The organism is Aeromonas sp. s10 (assembly GCF_040907975.1).
GTDB lineage: Bacteria > Pseudomonadota > Gammaproteobacteria > Enterobacterales > Aeromonadaceae > Aeromonas > Aeromonas caviae.
The window spans coordinates 12718-30379 of record NZ_JBFOCV010000021.1 but is presented as its reverse complement, the minus strand read 5'-3'; the positions used below and the strand labels follow the sequence as shown (position 1 = coordinate 30379).

The window sequence follows — 17662 nt, the reverse complement described above, 5'->3', positions numbered from 1 at the left end:
AACCCACTGTTTTTTTGACGAAATTAGAGTTGGCACTCGCCCGTGGAAGGGAGAGAAAAAGGGCGTCCCAGGCAGTGCCCCTGAGGGCCTGAGCGTGCCAGCGCCGCGGCAATAGCGGTCATGGCGCTCCAGCGATTCTCGCACCAGGCGGGGGCCAGCAGGGTCGGGCGGCGCGCCGACGCCGAGACCCTGTGATAGACCACCTCGGGAGGCGTGTACTGGATCATGGCGACCGCCGCCGCCACATACTGCTCCATCGTCAACACATCCAGCCGTCCCGCCTGCCACGCCTTGCCAAGAGTGCTCCCCTCCACCACATGCAGTGGGTGAAGCTTGATCCCCTCGACGCCGGTCTCCACGACACGATGGAGGGTTTCCAGGCTGTCCATCGGCACCTCGCCGGGCAGGCCGACGATGAGATGGGCACACACCTTGATGCCTCGCAGATGGGCTCGGGCAACGGCATCGGCATAAGCGGCATAGCCGTGACCCCGATTGATGCGTTGCAACGTCTTGTCGTTGGCACTTTGCAGCCCGAGCTCCAGCCACACCTCGTAGCCGCGGGCCTGATAACCTGCCAGCAGATCCAGCACCGCATCGGGTACACAATCAGGGCGAGTTCCGACGCAGAGCCCCACCATGTCGCTCACCGACAAGGCTTCTTCATACATGCGCTGAAGGTACTCCACTTCAGCATAAGTGCTGGTATAGGCCTGAAAGTAGGCCAGATAGCGCCTGGCCCGGGTCACCTCGTCCCGGCGTGCCAGCAGTTGCTGCACCACGGAGAGTTGCTGGGCCGACTCGTCGGCAAAGGAGGAGACATTGCAGAAAGTGCAGCCACCCCGGCCCAGGGTGCCGTCCCGGTTGGGGCAGGTAAAGGCCCCGTGAATGGAGAGTTTGTGGATCTTCTGGCCGTGGCGTTGCTTGAGATCCTGGCCGAATGTATTGATGAGTTCGTGTAACTGCATGACACCTCCGAAATGAGGTGTCATTCTAGCGACGCAGCCCGGCGAGTAGGCTGCGCTGGATCAATCCCGCTCTCTACCCAAAAATCATATAAATATTCACGTTAGATGCGATAAATACCCAACAGTCAGCATTCACGGTCACTTTTGACAACCTGTCACTCCTGCCACCTAGAGAAAAGTGTCATAACCTCTCGCCCATAACCGGCTGTAACTACTGAAAAAATCCTGTTTAGTCTGCTTATGGACAAATGCAAGACGCAGGATCCTGAAATGTGATCCCCGCCAAGCACACCAGAGATGACTTTGTAAAATTACTACAGTTCCCCGCCACCATGCAGTCAACCACTAAACCGTCCATAACCAGAACATAAAGCCAACAAATAAAAAAAAAGCAGCCATAAATACACAAAAATGCTGATTGAGTCTCTAAAACCCACATTTTGTTATGGTGATGTAACATTGCAAACAGGCGGGATGTCCAATTGACCTTGCCCGAAAATCCCATTAGTTTGGAGATTCGCCACCTCAGGCGGACGGAACCACAAGAGCCAATCGCAATTTATGCAGTCTGTTGATGACAGTGCGATGGAAGGCCGAGCAAGGGAGAAATGCAATGTCACTATATGATCCAAAGCTGGAGAGGGATAACTGTGGCTTCGGCCTGTTGGCCCACATGGAAGGGGAAGCCAGCCACAAGCTTGTCCGTCTCGCGATGTCAGCCTTGGCTCGCATGCAGCACCGCGGCGGTATCTCCGCCGATGGCAAGACCGGCGACGGCTGCGGCCTGTTGCTGCAAAAACCCGACAGCTTCTTTAGAGCGGTCGCCGAAGAGAAGGGATGGCACCTGGGCCGCAACTACGCGGTCGGTATGCTGTTCCTCAACCCCGATCCCATCCTGGCCCAGGCCACTCGCGACATCATCGACGAGGAGCTGGAAAGAGAGACCCTGAGTCTGGTCGGCTGGCGCAAGGTGCCCATCGATACCAACGTACTCGGTTCCATCGCCAAGGCGTCCCTGCCCAGCATTGAACAGGTCTTTGTCAACGCGCCCCCGGGCTGGGTCGACAAGGATCTCGAGCGCCGCCTCTATATCGTGCGCCGCCGCATCGAGAAGCGCATCAGCGACGACTACTTCTATGTGGTCAGCCTTTCCAACCTGGTCACCGTCTACAAGGGACTGTGCATGCCGGTGGATTTGCCGCGCTTCTATCTGGATCTGGCCGACATCCGCATGCAGGCCGCCATCTGCGTGTTCCACCAGCGTTTCTCCACCAACACCAGCCCGCGCTGGCCGCTGGCGCAGCCGTTCCGCTACCTCGCCCACAACGGCGAGATCAACACCATTGCCGGCAACCGCCAATGGGCCAAGGCGCGCAGCTACAAGTTCGCCACCCCGCTTATCCCGGATCTGCAAGAGGCCGCCCCCTTCGTCAACACCACTGGGTCGGACTCCTCCAGCCTCGACAACATGCTGGATCTCTTCCTGGCCGGCGGCATGGACCTGTTCCGTGCCATGCGCCTGCTGATCCCGCCTGCGTGGCAGAAGCACCCGAACATGGATGACGACCTGCGCGCCTTCTACGACTTCAACTCCATGCACATGGAGCCCTGGGACGGCCCGGCCGGCATCGTCATGACCGACGGTCGCTACGCTACCTGCGCACTCGACAGAAACGGTCTGCGTCCGGCACGTTACGTCATCACCAAGGACAAGTTCATCACGCTGGCCTCCGAAGTGGGCACCTGGGACTATACCCCGGACGAAGTGCTGGAGAAGGGCCGTGTCGGCCCGGGGGAGCTGTTCGTGGTCGATACCAGCAACGGCAAGATCTGGACCAGCTTCGAAATTGACGACGATCTCAAGAGCCGTCACACCTACAAGCAGTGGATGGACAAGCACTGCAAGCGTCTGGTTCCCTTCGAGCAGATGGACGATGCCAGCACGGGATCGCGGGAATTCCCGGATGACCGGCTCAAGACTTACCAGAAGCTGTTCGGCTACTCCTTTGAAGAGCTGGATCAGGTGATCCGCGTGCTCGGCGAGAATGGCCAGGAGGCGGTGGGCTCCATGGGGGATGACACCCCGATGGCGGTGCTCTCCTCCAGCCAGCGTACCCTGTACGACTACTTCCGCCAGATGTTCGCCCAGGTGACCAACCCGCCCATCGATCCCCTGCGGGAAAATCACGTCATGTCCCTGGCCACCTGTATCGGCCGCGAACAGAACGTGTTCAACGAGACCTTCGGTCACGCCCACCGGGTGCTGTTCCAGTCGCCGATCCTGCTCTACTCCGACTTCCATCAGTTGCTGGCCCTGGAAGGGGAGCACTACCGCCACGCGGTGCTGAGCCTCAACTACCAGCCCGAAGAGGGGCTGCAGGCTGCCCTTGAGCGTCTCTGCCACGAGGCAGCTGAAGCGGCCCGCAGCGGCGCGGTGCTGCTGGTCCTGTCAGACCGGGACATCAGCCCGGATACCCTGCCCATCCCGGCCGCCATGGCGGTGGGTGCGGTGCAGCGTACCCTAGTGGACAACAACCTGCGCTGCGACGCCAATATCCTGGTGGAGACCGCGAGCGTGCGCGACCCGCACCACTTCGCCGTGCTGCTGGGCTTTGGCGCCACCGCCATCTACCCCTACCTCGCCTACGAGACCCTCGCCAAGCAGGTAGAGGAAGGCGTGCTCAAGATGAGCCTGCGCCAGGCCATGCTCAACTACCGCAACGGCATCAACAAGGGCCTCTACAAGGTGATGTCCAAGATGGGCATCAGCACGGTGGCAAGCTACCGCTGCTCCCAGCTGTTTGAGGCGGTGGGCCTCTCCAGGGCTGTTGTCGAACTCTGCTTCCGCGGCGTATCGAGCCGCATCCAGGGTGCCGACTTTGCCGACATCCAGCAGGATCAGATCAATCTGTCCCGTCTGGCCTGGCTCGGCCGCAAGCCGCTGACCCAGGGCGGCCTCTTGAAATTCGTCCACGGTGGCGAGTACCACACCTACAACCCGGACGTGGTGCAGACCCTGCAAGTGGCGGTGCGCTCCGGCAACTACGCCGATTACAAGGAGTATGCCCGTCTGGTGAACGAGCGCCCGGTCGCCACCCTGCGCGATCTGCTGTCGCTCAAACAGGGCACCACCCCGGTTGCGCTGGATCAGGTGGAGCCAGCCGCCAGGCTGTTCCCCCGCTTCGACTCCGCGGCCATGTCCATCGGCGCCCTCGGCCCGGAAGCCCACGAGGCCCTGGCCATCGCCATGAACCGCCTCGGCGGTCAGAGCAACTCCGGCGAAGGCGGTGAAGATCCCAAGCGTTTTGGCACCGAGAAGAACTCTCGCATCAAGCAGGTGGCGTCCGGTCGCTTTGGCGTCACCCCGCACTACCTGATGAACGCGGACGTGGTGCAGATAAAAGTCGCCCAGGGTGCCAAGCCCGGTGAAGGTGGCCAGCTGCCCGGAGACAAGGTCACCGCGCAAATCGCCCAGCTGCGCTACTCGGTGCCCGGCGTGACCCTGATCTCCCCGCCGCCCCACCACGACATCTACTCCATCGAGGATCTGGCCCAGCTCATCTTCGACATCAAGCAGATCAACCCGAACTGCCTGGTGTCGGTGAAACTGGTGTCCGAGCCCGGCGTCGGCACCATCGCCTGTGGCGTGGCCAAGGCTTATGCGGACTTCATCACCGTCTCCGGCTACGACGGCGGCACCGGCGCCAGCCCGCTCACCTCGGTCAAATACGCCGGCTCCCCCTGGGAGCTGGGCCTGGCCGAAACCCAGCAGGCGCTGGTGGCCAACGGCCTGCGCCACAAGGTGCGCCTGCAGGTGGATGGCGGCCTCAAGACCGGTCTGGACATCATCAAGGCGGCCATCCTCGGCGCCGAGAGCTTTGGCTTCGGTACCGGCCCCATGGTGGCGCTCGGTTGCAAATACCTGCGTATCTGCCACCTGAACAACTGCGCCACCGGCGTCGCCACCCAGGATGAGAAGCTGCGCCGCGAACACTTCACCGGCCTGCCGGAGATGGTGATGAACTACTTCAAGTTCATCGCCGAGGAGACGCGCGAGCTGATGGCCGAGCTGGGCGTCACCCAGCTCACCGACCTCATCGGTCGTACCGACCTGCTGGAAGCCCTGCCCGGCCTCACCGCCCGTCAGGCCAAGCTGGACTTGTCCGGCATTCTGGCAAGCCCGGTTGCACCGGCAGGCTCCAGTCTGTTCAGCCAGCAGCACAACCCCACCTTCGACAAGGGGCCCTTGAACCTCAAGATGGTGGAAGACCTGCTGGACGCGGTGGAAAACATGAGTGGCGGCGAGTTCCGCTACGACATCCGCAACACCGACCGCTCCGTGGGTGCGCGTCTGTCCGGCGAAATCGTCAAGCGCCACGGCAACCAGGGCATGGCGGCCGAACCGGTCAAGGTGCACTTCAACGGCACCGCCGGCCAGAGCTTCGGCGTCTGGAACGCCGGTGGCCTTGAGATGATCCTCACCGGGGATGCCAACGACTACGTGGGCAAGGGGATGACCGGCGGCAAGCTGGTGATCAAACCCCACGTCGGCGTGGCGTTCAAATCCCACGAGGCGGCCATCATCGGCAACACCTGCCTCTATGGCGCCACCGGCGGCAAGCTCTATGCCGCAGGGACCGCAGGCGAGCGGTTCGCGGTGCGCAACTCAGGGGCCTTGGCGGTGGTCGAGGGGATTGGCGACAACGGCTGTGAATACATGACAGGCGGCATCGTCACCGTGCTCGGCAAGACCGGTGTCAACTTCGCGGCGGGCATGACAGGCGGTTTCGCCTACGTGCTCGACGAGTGCGGCAACTTTGCCAAGCGCACCAACCCCGAGCTGGTCGAACTGCTGGAGGTGGCGGATCTCGCCATCCACCAGGAGCACCTGCGCGGTATCATCACGGCGCACCTCAACGAGACAGGCAGCTCGCGTGCCGAGGAGATCCTGGCCAACTTCGACTCCTATGTGCCCAAGTTCAGGCTGATCAAACCCAAGTCCAGCGACGTCAAATCGCTGCTTGGCCACACCAGCCGTTCCAGTGCAGAACTCAGAATCCAGGCGCAATAAGGAGGGAACCCTATGAGCCAGAACGTATTCCAGTTTATCGATGTCCAGCGGGTCGACCCGCCCAAGAAGCCGCTCAAGATCCGCAAGATCCAGTTCGTGGAGATCTACGAGCCCTTCAACCAGGCCCAGGTCGGCATGCAGGCGGATCGCTGCCTCGACTGCGGCAACCCCTATTGCGAGTGGAAGTGCCCGGTACACAACTACATCCCCAACTGGCTGAAGCTGGCCAACGAGGGACGCATCCTGGAGGCGGTGGAGCTCTCCCACCAGACCAACAGCCTGCCGGAGGTATGTGGCCGCGTTTGCCCGCAAGACAGACTGTGTGAGGGTGCCTGCACCCTCAACGACAGATTCGGCGCCGTGACCATCGGCAACATCGAGAAATACATCACCGACAAGGCGTTCGAGATGGGCTGGCGCCCGGATCTCTCCAAGGTGGTCAAGACCGGCAAGCGGGTCGCCGTCATTGGTGCGGGCCCCGCGGGCCTTGCCTGTGCCGACGTGCTGGCACGCAATGGCGTCACCCCTGTGGTGTTCGACAAGTACCCGGAGATAGGTGGCCTGCTCACCTTCGGTATCCCCTCCTTCAAGCTGGAGAAAGAGGTGATGCAGCGCCGCCGCGAGATCTTCGAGGGGATGGGAGTGGAGTTTCGCCTCGAGACCGAAGTGGGCCGTGACGTCACCTTCGCCGATCTGCTCGGCGAGTTCGATGCGGTCTTCCTCGGGGTCGGCACCTACAAGTACATGAAGGGCGGCTTTGCCAACGAAGAGGCGCCGGGGGTCTATGACGCCCTGCCCTACCTCATCTCCAACGCCAATCGCTTGCTGGGCTTTGAGAAGGCGCAAGCCGATTACATCGACTTCGCCGGCAAGCAGGTAGTGGTGCTGGGGGGCGGCGACACCGCCATGGACTGCGTGCGCACCGCCATCCGCCAGGGGGCCGATCGGGTGATCTGCGCCTACCGCCGGGATGCCGAGAACATGCCAGGCTCCAAGCGGGAGGTGAAAAACGCCCAGGAGGAAGGGGTGGAATTCATGTTCAACCTCCAGCCCATCGGCGTGGAGCTGGACGCCCACGGCCGCACCTGCGGCATCAAGGTGGTGAGCACAGAGCTCGGCGCCCCCGATGCCAATGGCCGCCGCAATCCGGTAGTCATTGAAGGCTCCGAGCAGGTGCTGGCTGCCGATGCGGTGGTGATGGCGTTCGGCTTCCAGCCCAACCCCCAGCCCTGGATGGCAGAGCACGGTGTCGAGCTCGACGGCCGGGATCGCATCAAGGCGCCCGAGAAGGCCGAGTACGCCTTCCAGACCAGCAACCCCAAGGTGTTCGCCGGTGGTGACGCAGTGCGCGGCTCGGATCTGGTGGTGACCGCCATCTATGAGGGTCGCAAGGCGGCCGAAGGGATCATGGACTACCTGGCCGTGTGATCTGCCGCCATAACCAAGCAGCCATGCAAACAGCCCCGCTCCTGCGGGGCTGTTTTTTTATCTCGCTCTCAATCCGCCAGAACCGGCTAGATACTCCAGCTCTCCGGCAGCCGTTCGGTGAGGGTGGAGATGTATTCGAAGGTACGTGCCCGCTTGGGGGTGGTGAACATCTGACGCGCACTGCCCGCCTCCACCACCTCCCCGGCCTCCAGGAAGATCACCTGCTGCGCAATCTGGGCTGCAAGACGCAAGTCATGGGTGGCGATCAGCATGGTGGTCCCCTCACTGGCCAGCTGGCGCAGCACGGCCACCACCTCCTGGGCAAGCTCGGGATCCAGCGCCGAGGTAGGCTCGTCACAGAGCAGCACCTTGGGGGATGGCGCCAGCGCCCGGGCAATGGCGACCCGCTGCTGCTGACCGCCGGAGAGGGTGGCAGGCACCGCCTCGGCCTTGTGCCTGAGCCCCACCTTGTCGAGCAGTTGCAGGGCGCGCGCCACTGCCCTCTCCCTGGGCCACTTCAACACGGTGACCAACCCTTCCATCACGTTCTCCAGCACCGTCATGTGCGGGAACAGCTGGAAATTCTGGAACACCATGCCGGTCTGCTGGCGCAGGGCCAGCACGCTTTGCCGTGACAGATGCCGGGTAAAGTCGAGCTCGCTGCCCCCCAGCACCAACTGGCCTGCATCGGGTCGCTCCAGCAGGTTCACGCAGCGCAGCAGGGTACTCTTGCCGCTGCCGGAGGGACCGATCAGGGCGGTGACGCTGCCCGCGGCCATCGCCAGCCCCACCCCTTTCAACACGCGCTGCCCCGCAAACTGTTTCTCGATGCCACTCAAGCGGATCATAGGGCGACCTCCCGGGTCTCTTTGTGAGCCAGTCGCTGCTCCAGCCTGTCTTGCAGGGTGGAGAGCACCGAGCTGAACATCAGGTAGATGAGGGCCGTCTCGATATAGAGGATGAGCGGCTCATAGGTGACGGAGGCGAGGCGCTGGGCCGCCTGAAACAGCTCGGGCACGGTCACCGCCGCCGCCAGCGACGTGTCTTTGACAAGGGAGATGAAGGTGTTGGAGAGCGGTGGCACCGCGATACGCGCCGCCTGCGGCAGGATCACCCGCCACATGACCTGGGGCCAGTTCATGCCGATGGAGTAGGCCGCCTCCCACTGCCCCTTGGGGATGGCCGCCAGGGTGGCACGAATGATCTCCGAGCTGTAGGCACCGATGTTGAGGGTGAAACCGATGACGGCGGCGGTGAAGGCGTCCAGCACGATGCCGGCGCTCGGCAGACCGTAAAAGATCAGAAACAGCTGCACCAGCAGGGGCGTGCCCCGAATAAGCCAGACATAGAAGCGGACCAGCATCACCAGCGGAGCCGGACCATATAATCTGGCCAGCGCCACCGACAAGCCGAGCACGATTCCCAGCACGAAGGTAATCAGAGTGAGTGGCACGGTAAAAATAAGCCCCGCACTGAGCAGGGGCCAAAAAGAGTCGATCATTAACTGCAACCAGGCAGGCACGTTAATATCCTCAGTTGTTATTATGTTGCCACGATATTATTGCGAGACGTCGGTGCCGAAATATTTCTGCGATATTTTCTGATATGCCCCATCCTGCTTGGCATTGCGCAGCGCCTGATTGATGGCAGCCAGCAACTCGGGTTGCCCCTTGGCGAGCAGGGCGGCAGATTGATCCCCCTTGGCCTCGCTGGCCGCCACCTTCAATTTGGCATCCGGCTTCTGTTTCTTGAAGTCGAGGAAGGAGAGGCTGTCGTTGATGGTGGCATCCACCCGCCCGGTCAGCACCAGTTCGAGTGACTGGTTGAATCCCTCGGTGGCCACCACCTCGGCGCCCGATGATTTCGCCAGCTGGGCGAAGTTGCTGGTCAGGGACTGGGAGGATTTCTTGCCCTTCAGATCGGCAAAGCTCTTGATGCTTTGGTTGTCGCTGTGCACCACGATCACCGCCTTGGAGGTGATGTAGGGGTCTGAAAAATCATATTTTTTCAACCGTTCAGGGGTGATGGCCACTTCGTTGAGCACCAGGTCGTAGCGCTTGGCGTCCACCCCGGCGATGAGCCCGTCCCACTTGCCCTCGACGAACTGCGGCTTCACGCCCAGACCGCTTGCAATCAGCTCGCCGATCTCCACGTCAAAGCCCACCAGCTTGCCGCTCTTGTCGTGGTAGGTGAAGGGAGGATAGGTCCCTTCGGTGCCGATCTTGATCACTCCGGCCCGCTGGATCTCGGCCAAGCTTGACTGTGCCTGTACCGATGTCATCAGTGCCAGCGGAAGTGCCGCCATTAAAAACAGGGAGTGCCGTTTTTTCATTATTCACCTCGTTATATTTATGAACATCCAGAGCGCTTGCCAACCACCACAAAATAAAACCAGCCGGTTAACATGTTTAATTTAAATTAATTATCGGTAGAGATAACCTTCATAGTGCTTGCTGGCGGTATGGATGAAACATAACGTGGCTCATGGCATGACCCAACCATGAAATACGGGGATATTTAGCGAAATAATGGATAACGAAAAAATAATGGCCGGGCTGGCCGAGGAATCGCCCCGCTGGCGGCGCTCCGTCAGCGGAAACCATATCAGGCGGGTTTCGGCTCCCGCGGGATGGCAGTGGCCCAGTCACGACACAACGTATCAATCGGGCCAAAATTCAGTCTGATGGCAAATGGGATTGCCACGCACCACGTGGAAGGTAAAGGCGCGATGGCGCGCGCCTTGACGTCACCGTCAGTGATCACCACTTCGGTCACCACCTCCCGCCCTGCTCCAGCAGGCGGACGATGTCGATATTCCAAGGCCCGGCCGCCGGGTAGCGCCGATGGATCTCGACGAAGTTGACCCGCCCCTCGCTCCGCCCCCCACTTACCCACCGGTACCAGCGAGGTCGCAAACGCCGGATCCTGCTCCGCCTGTGCCACCCGGATAAAGACGACACCCATGGATGACCATGTGATCACGCTGGTGCACTGCTGCTGGCGGGAAAGCCAATCGTCACGCGGTCTGGCGGTGGCCACCCGCGCCGTCGGGCTGCTGGATACCAAGGGCAAGCCGCAGATCGCCTAGGGGGCCACCCGGGTAAAGTCGATGGCGGGGCAGCTGGGCGCCACGCCCTTGGTCAGCGTCAGGGGCTGGGCACGATAGCTGAGCCGGTAGCGGCCCGGTTGGGACAGATCGTAGGCCTGCGCCAGGTCCGCATCGGCCTGGCTCTGCTCCCCCGCCCCCAGGTGCAGGAAGTCGCCGTCCCCGGGGGTACCTCGCTTGGCAAGCGGCCCTCGATAGTCCAGCGGCTGCCCATCGCGGGTCAGGTCGATGGCATCGGCAAACCACCCCTCGAAGGGGGTGAACCAGGTCAATACCTCGAGGGGCGTCTCCCCCCGGTTGGTCAGGGTCATCACCAGGGGCAGGGGTTCGTTCACCCCGCTCTCTGCGCTGACCGACAGCTCGCACTGCAACGGCGCCAGTGCTAGGGTGGTGAGCAAGAGTGTCATCATGGTGCCTCCGTCAAAAAAGGGGCCATCCGGCCCCTGTTTGCAACTCAATTTTCGCTCGGGGTATTCTCGGCGAAATATTCGTGGTTGTCGGCATTGTTCAGGGCCTTCTGGGGATCCGTGCTCGCCAGATTGCGCGCATTGGCCTGACCGTATCCCAGATCGTCGGTGCCCGCCACCACGTTGAAGTGGCTCAGCTCGTGGACAATGGTGCCGGCGCGGGAATCGGTCCCGGTGACCGGCGCTGTCCAGAAGCTCTTGCACAGATAGACCTTGTAGGGCTGGTCCGGATAGACATAGGCAAAGTAGCTCTGCTTGCAACCGCAGTCGAAGGTGAGCGGCTTGTTGTCGATGGCATCCTTGATCTTGCTGAAGTTGGTCTCGGCCTGGTTCCAGCGGGTGGCGTCATAGGCGCCAAACCAGCTGCGGTAGCGCTGCCCATTCGGCTTGTCCACCGCGAGGTAGCTGCTGGAGTTGTTGGCGATGCCACTCGCGGCATCGAGCGCCGCCAGGATGTCGCTCTTCTGGGTGTTGGTGCAACGGCCGCTGAAGCTGACCGAGGCGCTCACCGCCTGGGGCTCGGCCACCGCAGCCTTGGCCAGCACCCGATCGTCGCTCACCCCGTCCACCCAGAGGGTCACGGCATTGGACTCGCTCGCCTGGGCCTGTTTGGCCTTGGCCGCTTTCCCCTCCTGCGCCACGGTCGGCAGCAGGTAACGGATGCTGTACTGGCCCTGGGCGCTCATGTCGTAGAGACCGGAGACCTCCGCCTGCACTGTCAGGCTCTGGCCCGCCTTGAGCAGTTGGTAGTCCTTGTCACTCGGGGCGGCCCGCTTGATCAGGGCCCCTTCGTAATCCACCGGCTGGCCGTCACGCTCCACCTGGAACAGGGGAGCATCCTCGCTGCCCGGCAGTTGCCATTTGAGCAGACGAACCGGCTTCTCCCCGGTGTTGGTCAGGGTCAGGTTGACGCGCACATCGTCTGTGCTGCCCTCCACCAAGGTGAGCCGGGCATCGAGTCCGGCGGCGCAGAGCGGGGACGCCAGCACGCCGGCCAGCAACAGGGCAATTGGAGTCGCTTTCATCATGTTTCCTCATTCATTGAGTGTCGCCTTGTCAGGCGGTCTGCTTCCTTTAAGGCCCTCTTTGGGGCCCATCCACCCTAGAGCAGAAGCACCACCCCACCATCCCTCCATATGGGGGACGCCCCCCATCAGAGGGGGAGCCCCTTGGCTGCGACAAAGATTGCCCGCCCGGCCCGAGCGTGCAGGTAACCCCGTGGGGTGCATTTGCCATAAAAAAACCCGGCGCAGGGCCGGGTGACGGGATGAGAAGGCGGGATCAGGAGGACAACAGCGCCAGGGCAGGCTGCGCGTTGCCCGGCATCAGCCGATAGGCCTTGTGGTGCTTGACCAGGGTGGTTTTCTTGTTGCCCTGGCTCAGCAGCAGGCCCCGGGCAAATGCCGCCTCGGCCAGTACCTGCTCGTCCCCGCGCACATAGAGGGTGAGGGGCTTGACCAGCTCACCCCCCTCGATATGGCCCTGATACTCGCTGGCCGAGATGATCAGGCTGGATTGCCCCTGGCTCAGCAGCCGCTGCCGGGTGTTCAGTTCGCTGTCGGTGAACACCAGCCAGCCCGCCCCCTCCAGCGCCAAGAGCAGATCGGCCAGGCGCGCCCCCAGCTGTACCGGCTCATGCATGGCACGCTCATACTGGCGCTGCACCCGCTCAAGCAGCCCCTTGAGATCGGCCCCCGCCCCCAGCGTCCGCCCCAGTTGCACCCAGGTCTTGAGATCCTCCATCACCAGCCGGGAGAAGCGTTTTTCCTTGAGAGAATCCGCCATCCAGGTACAGAGAAAGTGGCTCTCCTGGGCGGGGGTGCGTTTGCCCGTCTTCTGGGCGGCGGTGCGCTCCAGCTCCGCCAGGCTCTGGCGGGCCATCTCGAGCAGGGCCTGATTGTAAGCAGGAAGGGTCATCTCGGATCCTCTGAAACGGGGCGGCCAAGGGGCCGCGTCATCGACAGCACAAAGGCGCCAGTGGCGCCTTTGGAAAGTAAACGCCCCTCCCCGACCGGGAGGGTGCGACGTTGCCTTATTTCGGCTGACGGGGCTTCTTGGCCGCCGCCAGACGCTTGAGGCGCTGGCCTTGCAGTTTCGCCTCGGCCATGGCCTGGGCGGCGGCATTGTCTTCACGCTGCGGGCGTTTGCCGAAGCGGCGGCGCTCCTGCAACTGCTTGATGAGGTCGTCACGGCTGCTCACCTCGTAACCCGGCACCATGATGCGGCGGATCTTCTGGCCGATGAGGGCTTCGATCTCCAGCAGGGTGCGCTCCTCCTCGCGACTGACGAAGGAGATGGCCATGCCGCTCTTGCCAGCGCGACCGGTTCGGCCGATACGGTGCACGTAATCTTCCGCGAGGAACGGCAGATCATAGTTGACCACGTATTCCAGGCTCGGAATGTCCAGGCCGCGGGCGGCCACCTCGGTGGCCACCAGCACCCGCAGCTTGCCTTCGGTGAATTCACGCAAGGCGCGGCGACGGCTCCCCTGGGCCTTGTCACCGTGCACCACGGCAGACTTGATGCCGTCGAGGTTGAGCTCCTCCACCAGTTCATCGCAGCTCTCGCGGGTGCTGGCAAACACCAGCACCTGCTGCCAGTTCTGCTTGCCGATAAGCTCGGAGAGCAGCTCGCGCTTGCGCTTCTGTTCCACCGGATAAACGGTGTGGCTCACGGTGTCGGCAGTGGAGTTCTGCTTGTCGACGGCCACCACCTGGGGTTTGTCCAGCATGAGGTTGGCCAGCTTTTTCACCGCCTCGGAGAAGGTGGCGGAGAAGAGCAGGTTCTGGCGTGTCTTGTTGACCGCCTGCAGGATCTGCTGCACATCGGCGCTAAAGCCCATGTCGAGGATGCGATCCGCCTCGTCCAGCACCAGAGTCTCGACCCCGGAGAGGCTCAGGTTGCAGGCGGTGAGGTGCTCGAGCAGACGGCCAGGGGTGGCCACTATGATGTGTGCGCCCGCTTTGAGCTTCTTGGCCTGCACATCCTGTTTGCCACCACCCACGATGGTGAGGGTGGAGATCCCCAGATACTTGGCGAAATCGTTGATATTGCTCGCCACCTGGGCCGCCAGCTCGCGGGTCGGGGTCAGGATCAGCACGCGGGCATTGGAAGGCTGCACCGGCGCCGGGTTGTCTACCAGGCGTTGCAGGATGGGCAACGCAAAGGCGGCGGTCTTGCCGGTACCGGTCTGGGCACTGGCCAGCACATCGCGGCCACGGCGAATGGCCGGGATGGCCTGGCTCTGCACAGGGGTCATCTCCTGATAACCGCAATCTGAGATGGCGCGCAAAATCTCGGGGGCAAAATCGAACGATTCAAATCTCATGTTGGGTTCCTGTGTTCCAGCGGAGCTGTAGTTGGCGTGGGTGGCCTGGGCCGGCGTGTGGCCTGGCATCGGCGAGGCGTGGAGCCAAGGACGGCTGGGTCTGACATCAGATCAGAAGATGAGCCGGAAAATGGCGGGCGCGAAGTGTAACAGATAGGCGACAGGAATGCCGCCTCAAATGGCCTGTATTTTTCCGGGGGCTGCGCTCTCCAGACGCGGCAGCAGGCGCAGCCCGGGCAGTGAGATCAGCGCACCCGCTTGCTCGGACGCTTGAGCAGCCGCATGCCGATGGCCGCCACCGCGATGACGAACAACCCGAAAGAGGTGACCAGCAGGCACTTGGTCAGCAGCTCCTGATGATGGGCAAAGACCGGGGTCGCCATCACCATCTTGCCCACCATGCTCAATACCAGGGACCAGAGGAAGGCGCTGGCAAAACTCGCCACGGCCACCCGCAGCAGGTGCAGGCGGGAGACTCCCATCAACATGGGGGTCAACACTCTCACGAAGGGGATGAAACGGGACACGAACATGGCCCAGAAGCCGTAACGATCCAGCAGTCGGGAGGCCCTGGGCAGGCTCCCTTCCGGGATCATTCGCTCCACATGGCCCATGAAACGGGTGCCATGCAGTGCCTGCCCCTGCCAGTAGGCGAGCACGCTCCCTATCCCGGCCGCGAGCGGCAGATAGAGCAAGGTCACCTCGGGTCCCAGCACCCCCATGCCCACCAGACCGCCCGCCAGCAGCACCAGGCTGTCACCGGGCAGGGGCAGAAAGACGAAGCTCGATTCAAGGAAGAGGATCACCACCAGACAGGTGACGAGCAGACCGATTGCCTGCATTTGTATAAGCTGATCAAAATCCTGATGCCATATGGCAAGCAGCATGTCCTGCATCTGGTGTGACTCCCATCAACGTAATGCGCATTCGTCATGATGACCCTAAGGCCCCGTCTGGTAATCCATCCCTGCTACCACCCCAATGTTCGTATGGGAGGCCTCTTATACACCCGGGGAACTGAACAATAAATTAATGTCTGTGATTTCTGCCCAGCGGCTCACCCTTCTCGCGGCCCAATGCGCACGCCCAAAACAGGACGGGTCGGCCCTTGCCAGGCTGCCAAGCCAGATGAAAACCGTTACAGTGTGAGCATGCCCCAATGGACGGGGTACTCATGGAGCCAGGTATGGCAAGACAGCTCTCTTCTCACACACTTTCCTTGCTGGCGGTGCTTGCCGGCGTCTCTGCCGGTCTTGTGACAAAGGCCCGTGCCAGCGACGAGAGCCTGGTTCAACAGCGCGCCAACGCCGTCGTCTCCCTGATGAGCTACGCCGTGGTGCCGGATATCACCGCCAGCAACCTGAATATCGGCAGCGGCACCAACGACACCTCTGCCCTCACCATCACCCAGCTCGGGGGTGGCGCCACCCTGAGCGAGGATGTGCCCCTCTATCTGGAGGGCACCCTGGGCTACAGCCGCTACGATCCCCAGTTCGTGTTCACCGATGGCAACGAGACCCGCACCATTCCCACCAAATGGAACAGCCTGAGCGCCACCGGCGGCATCGGCTGGGATGTCAGCGTCCACCGGGATCGCTTTGGTGGCAATCTGGTGCTGCGGCCCATCGCCAATGTCACCCTGGGCACGGTGGCAAGCGATCTTCGCATCGGGGCCGCCCTGCTCAAGCACAGGAGCGACAAGCATCTGGACTTCCTCGACGGCGGCACCCTCAATGTCTACGGCCTCGGCGGCTCATTGATGCTGGACTATGAACTCTTCTCCGCCGCCCAGGACATCGATGCCGAGCTGCGCTACTCCTACCAGCATCTGCAAAGCTTCACCGGCACCGCCGAGAGCGTCAGCGGTCAGGCCGATGCGGAAAACCTCGGGCTTTACCTGCGCCGCCGCGCCCCCTTGTGGGACTGGACCCTGCTGGACAGGCCCCTTCGCTACGTGCTGGAAGGAGCCAGAACCGAATACCTGGGGCAGCAACGGGGGCTGCTCGGTTTCAACAGCCTCAACTCCCTGGGACTTGGCCTCGAACTCGACAGCAGCAAGTACGACATCTTCATCACCCGCACCCGGTTGGTGGCCCGCTATATGTTCAGCAACAGTACCAGCGGCTACTCCATCGGACTGGCGATGAGTTTCTAGTCTGCATTCAATCTCTCTCCCGCCATTGGCCTTCTCTGCCTGTACGCCATGGCGGATGCCCCTCTGGAGCCAAAATTGCGTGATGTACCGCCCAGTTGATAAAGATTGTTCTTCGTTCCTGCACACCACTCACTACAGTCATGCTTTGTCGCCCACTCAACTCCATCTGGCACCAGTGGGCCCCATGTTCATTGCCAGCCAACAGGACTGGCTAGTAGCGCCGGATATGGCTTCGACAGCCGAGGAGGAATGAGATGGATGTGACCAGTCTGCTGGCACCGTTGCTGACCAAACTCTGGTTTGTGCTCCCCTTGCTGTTGCTGGTCGCGATAGTCAAAAGCCCCTGGTTCAAAGGGATGGTCGGGGAGTGGTTTCTCAATCTTTGCCTCGGGCTCTTTCTCGACAAACGGGAATATCGCCTGCTCAAGGATGTGACCCTGCCGATTTCTCAGGGCACTACCCAGATAGATCATGTGATTGTTTCGCGGTTTGGCCTGTTCGTGATCGAAACAAAAAACATGAAAGGATGGATATTTGGCAATCCGGCCCATAAAAGCTGGACTCAGCAGATATATCGCCGCAAGCATCGTTTTCAAAACCCGCTGCATCAAAATCATCTGCACGTCATGACCCTGAAGGCCCTGTTGGGCCTAGCGGATCAGCAACTGCACTCAGTGATTTACTTTATTGGCGACTGTACTTTCAAGACGCCAATGCCGGACAACGTCATGAACCGTGGATTGATCCGATATATCAAGGAGAAGACCACACAGGTATTGACCCCTGCCGACATCATCCAGGTGGTCAAGACCATCCAGCAGACACGATTGACTCCCAACTGGCAGACCCACAGACAACATGTTGCACAACTAAAGGCGCGCCACCTGGCGCCCTCACGAAAATCACCCTCTGCTACCCTTCTGGCTGACAACACGACTGCCTCCTCTCGCATCCTGCCTGCTCCCACGGAGCAGAGTCCTGCATGCCCCCGATGTGGCAACCCTATGGTATTGCGTACCGCCAGCCGAGGGGAGCATAAAGGCACCCAGTTTTGGGGATGCAGCGGATATCCAAAATGCAGGGGATGACATCATTCAAAATTACACGCTAGAAAAATAACCGCGGTACAGACCTGGCAA

14 protein-coding genes and 1 pseudogene are annotated in these 17662 nt (G+C 61.6%); 5 read left to right on the top strand and 10 right to left on the bottom strand.

Annotated features, from left to right (window positions below):
* Window positions 1-23 precede the first annotated feature (23 nt).
* The gene (locus AB5Y59_RS05340) at window positions 24-968 is read right to left on the bottom strand and encodes a TIGR01212 family radical SAM protein (protein WP_042864044.1); all 945 of its coding nucleotides are present in this window, start codon (window positions 966-968) and stop codon (window positions 24-26) included.
* Between the two features lie 613 nt (window positions 969-1581).
* Here AB5Y59_RS05340 and gltB point away from each other — a divergent pair.
* Together gltB and AB5Y59_RS05330 are read left to right on the top strand one after the other, a co-directional pair.
* On the top strand, window positions 1582-6039 hold the full coding sequence (gene gltB / locus AB5Y59_RS05335; RefSeq protein WP_368211607.1) for a glutamate synthase large subunit: 4458 nt from the start codon (window positions 1582-1584) through the stop codon (window positions 6037-6039).
* Window positions 6040-6051: 12 nt separating this feature from the next.
* Entirely contained in the window at window positions 6052-7467 is a 1416-nt protein-coding gene (locus AB5Y59_RS05330; protein WP_201893670.1) for an FAD-dependent oxidoreductase, read from the top strand.
* An 86-nt stretch (window positions 7468-7553) separates the two neighbouring features.
* On the opposite strand, the gene AB5Y59_RS05325 is transcribed toward AB5Y59_RS05330, so the two are convergent.
* The 4 genes and pseudogenes from AB5Y59_RS05325 to AB5Y59_RS05310 form a co-directional block, all read right to left on the bottom strand.
* Entirely contained in the window at window positions 7554-8315 is a 762-nt protein-coding gene (locus AB5Y59_RS05325; RefSeq protein ID WP_010675170.1) for an amino acid ABC transporter ATP-binding protein, read from the bottom strand.
* Entirely contained in the window at window positions 8312-8968 is a 657-nt protein-coding gene (locus AB5Y59_RS05320; protein WP_174217478.1) for an amino acid ABC transporter permease, read from the bottom strand. The genes AB5Y59_RS05325 and AB5Y59_RS05320 overlap by 4 nt, the downstream gene beginning before the upstream one ends.
* Window positions 8969-9025: 57 nt before the next feature.
* The gene (locus tag AB5Y59_RS05315; protein ID WP_042879441.1) at window positions 9026-9799 is read right to left on the bottom strand and encodes an amino acid ABC transporter substrate-binding protein; all 774 of its coding nucleotides are present in this window, start codon (window positions 9797-9799) and stop codon (window positions 9026-9028) included.
* A 330-nt stretch (window positions 9800-10129) separates the two neighbouring features.
* A pseudogene (locus tag AB5Y59_RS05310) lies at window positions 10130-10355 on the bottom strand (nuclear transport factor 2 family protein); the annotation flags it as partial.
* 74 nt (window positions 10356-10429) lie between these two features.
* On the opposite strand from AB5Y59_RS05310, the gene AB5Y59_RS05305 reads away from it, so the two are divergent.
* Entirely contained in the window at window positions 10430-10555 is a 126-nt protein-coding gene (locus AB5Y59_RS05305) for a hypothetical protein (protein ID WP_272949315.1), read from the top strand.
* Here the strand turns inward: AB5Y59_RS05305 and AB5Y59_RS05300 are convergent.
* From AB5Y59_RS05300 to AB5Y59_RS05280, 5 genes are all read right to left on the bottom strand, one after another.
* Window positions 10552-10983 (bottom strand): hypothetical protein, encoded by a 432-nt coding sequence (locus AB5Y59_RS05300; protein WP_041213092.1) that lies wholly within the window; start codon window positions 10981-10983, stop codon window positions 10552-10554. The genes AB5Y59_RS05305 and AB5Y59_RS05300 overlap by 4 nt on opposite strands.
* Before the next feature lie 44 nt (window positions 10984-11027).
* On the bottom strand, window positions 11028-12068 hold the full coding sequence (locus AB5Y59_RS05295) for a M35 family metallo-endopeptidase (RefSeq protein WP_029314738.1): 1041 nt from the start codon (window positions 12066-12068) through the stop codon (window positions 11028-11030).
* 253 nt (window positions 12069-12321) lie between these two features.
* Window positions 12322-12957 carry a DUF2913 family protein gene (locus AB5Y59_RS05290; protein WP_069652571.1) on the bottom strand — a complete coding sequence of 212 codons (636 nt, stop codon included), beginning with the start codon at window positions 12955-12957 and terminating at the stop codon, window positions 12322-12324.
* Window positions 12958-13072: 115 nt separating this feature from the next.
* A complete protein-coding gene (locus AB5Y59_RS05285; protein WP_180344881.1) occupies window positions 13073-14368 on the bottom strand; it encodes a DEAD/DEAH box helicase in 1296 nt (431 codons plus the stop codon).
* 245 nt (window positions 14369-14613) lie between these two features.
* Window positions 14614-15264, bottom strand: coding sequence for a DedA family protein (locus AB5Y59_RS05280; protein WP_010675180.1), 651 nt, complete (start codon window positions 15262-15264; stop codon window positions 14614-14616).
* A gap of 290 nt (window positions 15265-15554) precedes the next feature.
* Between AB5Y59_RS05280 and AB5Y59_RS05275 the strand changes: the two genes are divergently transcribed.
* Window positions 15555-16523: an autotransporter domain-containing protein gene (locus AB5Y59_RS05275; protein WP_139737844.1), complete on the top strand. Its 969-nt coding sequence runs from the start codon at window positions 15555-15557 to the stop codon at window positions 16521-16523.
* 254 nt (window positions 16524-16777) lie between these two features.
* On the top strand, window positions 16778-17611 hold the full coding sequence (locus AB5Y59_RS05270) for a nuclease-related domain-containing protein (protein ID WP_139737845.1): 834 nt from the start codon (window positions 16778-16780) through the stop codon (window positions 17609-17611).
* Window positions 17612-17662: the final 51 nt, after the last annotated feature.

What these genes read in the sequence shown, in the direction of transcription:
- AB5Y59_RS05340 (WP_042864044.1), bottom strand. Translation starts at nt 968, where the DNA reads ATGCAGTTACACGAACTCATCAATACATTCGGCCAGGATCTCAAGCAA.
- gltB (WP_368211607.1), top strand. Translation starts at nt 1,582, where the DNA reads ATGTCACTATATGATCCAAAGCTGGAGAGGGATAACTGTGGCTTCGGC.
- AB5Y59_RS05330 (WP_201893670.1), top strand. Translation starts at nt 6,052, where the DNA reads ATGAGCCAGAACGTATTCCAGTTTATCGATGTCCAGCGGGTCGACCCG.
- AB5Y59_RS05325 (WP_010675170.1), bottom strand. Translation starts at nt 8,315, where the DNA reads ATGATCCGCTTGAGTGGCATCGAGAAACAGTTTGCGGGGCAGCGCGTG.
- AB5Y59_RS05320 (WP_174217478.1), bottom strand. Translation starts at nt 8,968, where the DNA reads ATGATCGACTCTTTTTGGCCCCTGCTCAGTGCGGGGCTTATTTTTACC.
- AB5Y59_RS05315 (WP_042879441.1), bottom strand. Translation starts at nt 9,799, where the DNA reads ATGAAAAAACGGCACTCCCTGTTTTTAATGGCGGCACTTCCGCTGGCA.
- AB5Y59_RS05305 (WP_272949315.1), top strand. Translation starts at nt 10,430, where the DNA reads ATGGATGACCATGTGATCACGCTGGTGCACTGCTGCTGGCGGGAAAGC.
- AB5Y59_RS05300 (WP_041213092.1), bottom strand. Translation starts at nt 10,983, where the DNA reads ATGATGACACTCTTGCTCACCACCCTAGCACTGGCGCCGTTGCAGTGC.
- AB5Y59_RS05295 (WP_029314738.1), bottom strand. Translation starts at nt 12,068, where the DNA reads ATGATGAAAGCGACTCCAATTGCCCTGTTGCTGGCCGGCGTGCTGGCG.
- AB5Y59_RS05290 (WP_069652571.1), bottom strand. Translation starts at nt 12,957, where the DNA reads ATGACCCTTCCTGCTTACAATCAGGCCCTGCTCGAGATGGCCCGCCAG.
- AB5Y59_RS05285 (WP_180344881.1), bottom strand. Translation starts at nt 14,368, where the DNA reads ATGAGATTTGAATCGTTCGATTTTGCCCCCGAGATTTTGCGCGCCATC.
- AB5Y59_RS05280 (WP_010675180.1), bottom strand. Translation starts at nt 15,264, where the DNA reads ATGCAGGACATGCTGCTTGCCATATGGCATCAGGATTTTGATCAGCTT.
- AB5Y59_RS05275 (WP_139737844.1), top strand. Translation starts at nt 15,555, where the DNA reads ATGGCAAGACAGCTCTCTTCTCACACACTTTCCTTGCTGGCGGTGCTT.
- AB5Y59_RS05270 (WP_139737845.1), top strand. Translation starts at nt 16,778, where the DNA reads ATGGATGTGACCAGTCTGCTGGCACCGTTGCTGACCAAACTCTGGTTT.